This window comes from Synechococcus sp. H55.11, assembly GCF_047462475.1.
Classification (GTDB): domain Bacteria; phylum Cyanobacteriota; class Cyanobacteriia; order Thermostichales; family Thermostichaceae; genus Thermostichus.
This window is the reverse complement of record NZ_JANSJI010000156.1, coordinates 1-5,547: the sequence shown is the minus strand read 5'-3', so window position 1 is coordinate 5,547 and position 5,547 is coordinate 1. Positions and strand designations below refer to the sequence as shown.

The 5,547-nt window shown below is 58.9% G+C and carries 5 protein-coding genes; 2 read left to right on the top strand and 3 right to left on the bottom strand.

Translation table 11 applies throughout. The annotated features are described in order from the left end of the window. Nucleotides 1-163: 163 nt before the first annotated feature. A complete protein-coding gene (locus NW853_RS06750) occupies nucleotides 164-1,315 on the top strand; it encodes a DegT/DnrJ/EryC1/StrS family aminotransferase (RefSeq protein ID WP_414335912.1) in 1,152 nt (383 codons plus the stop codon). A gap of 197 nt (nucleotides 1,316-1,512) precedes the next feature. After that, a complete protein-coding gene (locus tag NW853_RS06745) occupies nucleotides 1,513-2,553 on the top strand; it encodes a DUF58 domain-containing protein (RefSeq protein WP_414348500.1) in 1,041 nt (346 codons plus the stop codon). 105 nt (nucleotides 2,554-2,658) lie between these two features. Here NW853_RS06745 and NW853_RS06740 read toward each other — a convergent pair whose 3' ends face one another. The 3 genes from NW853_RS06740 to NW853_RS06730 are packed head-to-tail and all read right to left on the bottom strand — an operon-like array spanning nucleotide 2,659 to nucleotide 5,325. Further along, on the bottom strand, nucleotides 2,659-3,618 hold the full coding sequence (locus tag NW853_RS06740) for a patatin-like phospholipase family protein (protein ID WP_414348498.1): 960 nt from the start codon (nucleotides 3,616-3,618) through the stop codon (nucleotides 2,659-2,661). Nucleotides 3,619-3,666: 48 nt separating this feature from the next. Next, complete coding sequence (locus NW853_RS06735; protein WP_414335909.1) at nucleotides 3,667-4,305, bottom strand: histidine phosphatase family protein; 639 nt, start codon at nucleotides 4,303-4,305, stop codon at nucleotides 3,667-3,669. 60 nt (nucleotides 4,306-4,365) lie between these two features. Next, entirely contained in the window at nucleotides 4,366-5,325 is a 960-nt protein-coding gene (locus NW853_RS06730) for an NAD(+) kinase (protein ID WP_414348496.1), read from the bottom strand. Nucleotides 5,326-5,547: the final 222 nt, after the last annotated feature.

The following is a 5,547-nucleotide window of genomic DNA, read 5'->3' as shown; positions in this document are numbered from 1 at the left end:
CCGCGTTTACTCTAGCTCAGATGGGGATCAAGTCGGGGCGGGGCTGGGATCCCAGCAGCTTTCTCAGCAACGAAGCTACAAAAAGCCCCATTTTGAACCAGAGCGTTGTCTTCCTCGGCTCTTATCCTCGATGATGGGCTGTGGCCGCTACCCCCCCCCCACCATGGATGAGCCGATCCCGCTGCTGGATTTGACGTTGCAATACCGCGCTCTGGCTGCCGACCTGCTGCCTCAGGTGGAAGCGTTGCTGGCCTCGGGGCAGTACATCGGCGGCGGGGCGGTGCGACGCTTTGAGGAGCTCTTCTCCCAGTTTTTGGGCGGCGGGGATCTGGAGACTGTCGGCTGCAATTCCGGCACCGATGCTCTGGTGCTGGCTCTGCGGGCTTTGGGCATCCAAGCGGGCGATGAGGTCATCACCACTGCCTTTAGCTTTTTTGCCTCTGCCGAGGCCATCGACTTGGTGGGGGCGCGTCCGGTGTTTGTGGATGTGGATCCCTGTACTTTCAACCTGGATCCGCAGCTTCTGGAAAAGAGCATCTCCCCCTGCACCAGGGCGGTGGTGGTGGTGCATCTGTTCGGTCAGGCGGCCAACCTGACCGAGATTGTGGCCATTGCCCGCCGACATGGGCTGGCGGTGATAGAAGATTGCGCCCAGGCGGTGGGAGCTTGTTGGGGGGGCAGGCCGGTGGGCACCTGGGGCGATCTCGGCTGCTTCAGCTTTTTTCCCACCAAGAACTTGGGGGCAGCAGGGGATGGGGGGGCGGTGGTGACCCGGGATGCCCACTTGGCTCGCCAGGTGCGCATCCTCAAAGAACACGGCCAGACCCATCAATACCAGCACGAGTATATTGGCCTCAACAGCCGTCTGGATGCGCTGCAGGCGGTGATCCTGTCGGTTAAGTTGTCCCACCTGCGGGAGTGGAACTGGCGGCGACAGGGGATTGCCGAGTCCTATCACCGCCTGTTGCACGGGATCCCTGGCCTCATCCTGCCCCAGGTGGCGGTGGGGGGCAACTCGGTGTGGCACCAGTACACGGTGCGGGTGCCTGGCTCCCACCCAACTGACTCACGGCGGCGCGATGCTGTGCAACGGCAGTTGCAGGAGCGGGGCATTGCCAGCCGCGTTTACTACCCCATCCCTCTGCATCTGCAGCCGGTGTACCGCAAAAAGTTGGGGTACAAACCTGGGGATTTGCCCAATGCCGAACTCTGTGCCGCTCAAGTGTTGTCCCTGCCCTGTTTTCCTGAATTAACTCTCCGGCAGCAGGAGCGGGTGGCTGCAGCCATTGCCGAAATCTTGTCAGAAGAACCCTAGCGGCGCCGAACGCTGAGGAGGGAGCTCAGGTGTTATTGAAGCTCAGCCGAAGACTACCTCAACTATTTCCGTTATTTCAATGGTCTCCCCGACCAGGAGCTGTTTCTGCAAAGCTGCCATCGAAACAGCGCGTTCGTTTTCTGCGCCGCTTCCGCTTTACCCGCATCGGGGGTCGGTTTGTTGGGATCACCCTCTTGGTGAGTATTGCCGCCTTCAACACCGGCAACAATCCCCTATACCTGGTGCTGGGGATGCTGCTCAGCCTCATTCTCCTCAGCGGCCTCCTCTCCGACCTCACCCTCAAAGATCTAGAGGTGAGCCGGCAGTTGCCCAGCCGCATCTTTGCCGGCCAGCCGGTCTTGGTGGGGCTGACGCTGGTCAATCGCAAGCGACGCCTGCCCAGTTTTTCGCTGCAGGTGAGCGAACGCATCGAGGGGCTGAAGCGGGCAGATTGGCCTTCCAGCTATGTTTTGCGCCTGGATCCGGGCGCCAAGCTGGATACTTTCTATCAACACACCTTTTCAAGGCGAGGGGTGTGGCGGCTGCAGGGTTTTGAGATTGCCACCAGCTTTCCCTTTGAACTCTTCCGCAAGGCGGTGGAAATCGAGGACCCGCAGACGGTGATCGTGTTTCCTCGGCCTGCCCCTGTCCAAAACCTGGTGCTGTGGGAACAATTGAGCGGCGGCAGCCAGTTGCGCCCTCAGGCCGGCCAGGAGGGGGACTACCTTAGCCTGCGGCCCTATCGTCCCCAAGATGATGTGCGCTCGGTGCACTGGAAGATCTCCGCCAAACGGGATCAACTGGTTGTGCGGGAGCTGGAGCGCCCCCGTTCCCAGGCCATCGTCCTCTGCTTTGAAAATCGCTGGCAGCCGCGGGGAGAAAGCCCTGAAGCCCATCGCAACAAGCTGGAGCGAGCCGTAGAGCGCTGTGCCGGGATCCTCTCCTATTTGATTCGGGAAGGCCACCCGGTGGCGCTGGCCACCTTGCAGGAGCGGACTGCTTTTGGGGCGGATCTGGCCCACCAAGACCGGCTGTTAACTCTGTTGGCCCAACTAACCTTTGTCGGGGATCCCCAACTCAACTCTCAACTGAAAAGAGAGCCTGATCCCTCTGTCGGGTTTAACCTCACCCCCCACGATCGCTGTGTGCTGCTGGCCCATCCCGACCAGGATGGAAAATCTGCCCCGGGCTATCTCATCCACACAGGATTGCTATTGCAATTTATCCCAATCGAGTGAACTTCAGACCTATTTTGATAGCGGGATCCGTCGAGAGGCGTTTGGTAAAGCTTGAGCCGCGGATCCCTTTAAAGCTTTAGGTTGAACCGCTGGAAAAGTGTTGGTTCACTGCTCCAGCTTTTGGCGCAATTCTGGAATGGCCCGTCGCATTTTCCGATAGCCTTCTCGAATAATGGCATCTGCCTGGTGGAAATCGAAGATGCTGTATTGGCTGAGCTTAGGTTGTAACAGTAAGTCCGGTGGATGTTCGGCCAAAATGCTGTGGGTTACCATTTGCTCCATGATGTTCAAAGTTCTGCCGATAATGTCAAAAATGTTGGGGCCAGAAGGCTCGTCTGGAAACCATTGACTAATTTTTTCCTGGATCGCTTGTTGTAGAGATTGGTACCGTTTGCGGATGCGGGTGATGAAGCTGGTTTCCTCCTCGATCACCTCTCCTTCGACATTGAAGCGCCGGCGTCTTTGAAAAGTTTCTTCTACCTCCGTTTCCTCTACCTCCGGCTCCACATCCGCAGGATCCACGTGGTTGAGGTTGACCGCCAAGACAACCTCGGCGCCCATTTCCCGCACCACCCGTACCGGCACCGGGTTGACAATGCCCCCATCGCTGAGGTAGCGACCTTCGTGCTGAAAAGGAGTGAAAATGCCGGGGATGGAGATGCTGGCCCGCACCGCATCGGCCATTTTGCCGGACCGCAACAGCACCTCTTGGCCTGTAATCAAATCTGTAGCCACGCAACAAAAAGGGATCCCGGCCTCTTCAATGCACAGCTCTTGCAAATGTTCCGTCAGTAGCTCGTAGATTTTGTTGCCCTCCAGAAGGCCACAGGTGGGAAAGACTACATCAAATAAAGACAGGATCATCTTCCAGTTGAGCTCCCGCACAAAGTCCTCTAGCTCATCCAGTTCACCTGCGGCGTAAATGGCTCCGACGAAGGCGCCGATGCTCGTCCCGGCAATGTAATCGATCGGGATCCCGGCCTGTTCTAGCGCCCGGATCACGCCAATATGGGCCCATCCCCTCGCTCCGCCACTGCCCAGTGCCAAGCCCAGTTTTTTGCCCATGGTCGCTTGTTCAAAAAAAGCCCAAAAGATTCTAGTAATTCTAAACTTTTAGGTGCCTGCCCTTTGCCGCAGATCAGGCGGCAAATAGCTGCGTTCTCCCAAACTTTCCAGCAGGGGCCCATAGCGGTCGAACTTGACCACGCTGACCGAGGCAGCCAAAACCTCGATACGATCCCGGTAGCGGCCCAGGTCAATGCCCAGCAGGCTGCAGAGAAGAATCCGAATGGTGGCCTTGTGGGAGACGATCAAGACGTTGCCATCCGACCATTTTGCTTCGATCTCCGCCACAACCGGCAGGGCGCGGTTGGCAATTTGCACGGCGGTTTCGCCGCCTGGAGGAGCGTTCCAGGCCGGCTCGGTCATCCAGCGCCAGTAGGTTTCGGGATGGGCTTCGCGGGCCTCGGCGTGGGTTTTGCCCTCCCACTCACCGTAGTGGATTTCCCTCAAGCCCTCTCGAATCTGCATCTCCAACCCCGTCTTCTCTGCCAGCGGCCTGAGAGTAGCCAAGGTGCGCCGCATCGGGCTGACGTAGAGGGCCTGCCAAGGGATCCCGGCATAGGCGGCGGCAAAAGCTTCTGCCATCTGCTGGCCTTCGGGGGTGAGGTCGGGATCGAGGGCGCCACAAAAGCTGCCGGAACGGCTGTAGGGGGTTTCCCCGTGTCTGAGTAGGTACAGTCTGAGGCTCATAGGAGAAGATTCCAGGGGAGTTAAACTCCGCTACTCTAGCTCCCCAACTTTAAGATCCCTTTATCCCCCCTCGGGGCGGTGGTTGGTGGTGGGGATGTAGATGCGGCTGCCGGCCCACTGCAGCTTTTCTCGCAAGGTGCGGAAGTAGGAGAGGTCTTTTTCTAGGATCATCAGCTTGGCCGGCAGGGGAGCCCGTTGAATTTGCACCCACTGGCCGGGGTTGACCGATTGAGCCAAGACACCATCAGTCCAGAGGCGGGTCAGCCCTTCCGGATCGGCAAGGGGCCAGATCTCCACCGTGGCCGTGCCGCTGATAACAATGGGCCGGCTGGACAAGCTGAGGGGACAAATGGGAGTGATGATGATGGCCTCAAAGGTAGGTTCCAGGATGGGGCCGTTGGCTGCCAAGGTGTAGCAGGTGGATCCCGTCGGCGTGGCCACCAGCACGCCATCTCCGTGGTACTGATCCAAAATCTCGCCATTGACTTCGATTTCCATGATGGCGGCGGGCAGGCGTTCCCGGTTGATGGGCTTGAGGCACATTTCGTTGAGGGCGTAGTAGACTTCGCTGACCGGGTGGCCCTGCCGCTTGCCCTCCCCAGGGATAGCTCCCTGCCCCAATTGCGCTTGCTCCCAAATCTGGGCCTGCAACATCATGCGGGCTTGCAGAACAAAGTCTCCCGCCTGGATGCGATCCCAGGGATCCTGGTGCAGCACCCGCTCCGACTGGGCCAAAAACCCCAGCCTGCCCCCCGACTGAATGGGCAAAATCGGGATCCCGTGCGGGGCCAGGTGGCGGGCTGCCGCCAACACCGACCCATCTCCCCCCAGCACCACCACCAGATCGATGGGATCCGAAGTGGCCTCCAAAAAGACCGGGTAGGGGTTGTGGTGCAAGCCGGTGGGAGCGGTCAGCACCGTAACGCCGCGCCGACGCAATTGCTCCGCACACAATTGACAGGCGGCTTTGCTCTCCCGATCCCCCTCCTTGTAGGCGATCACCACCAAGCCCAAGTCCATAAGCCCTCGCCCAGAGATCCCTTCCGATCATCCCTCTTGGGGCTGAAGGTTGCCCAGAAGGCCTCATTTCCCCAAGCATTCCCTTTCACTTTTTTCACATTTACTGGGGATCCTTAAAAAAATCTCTAAATAGTCATTCCAAATAGCAGTAAAAAACGGCTCGTCGCGTCGTTATTGCTAGGCAGCGCTGCCGCAAACGCGCCGCTCCAACTCCCCTCTCCC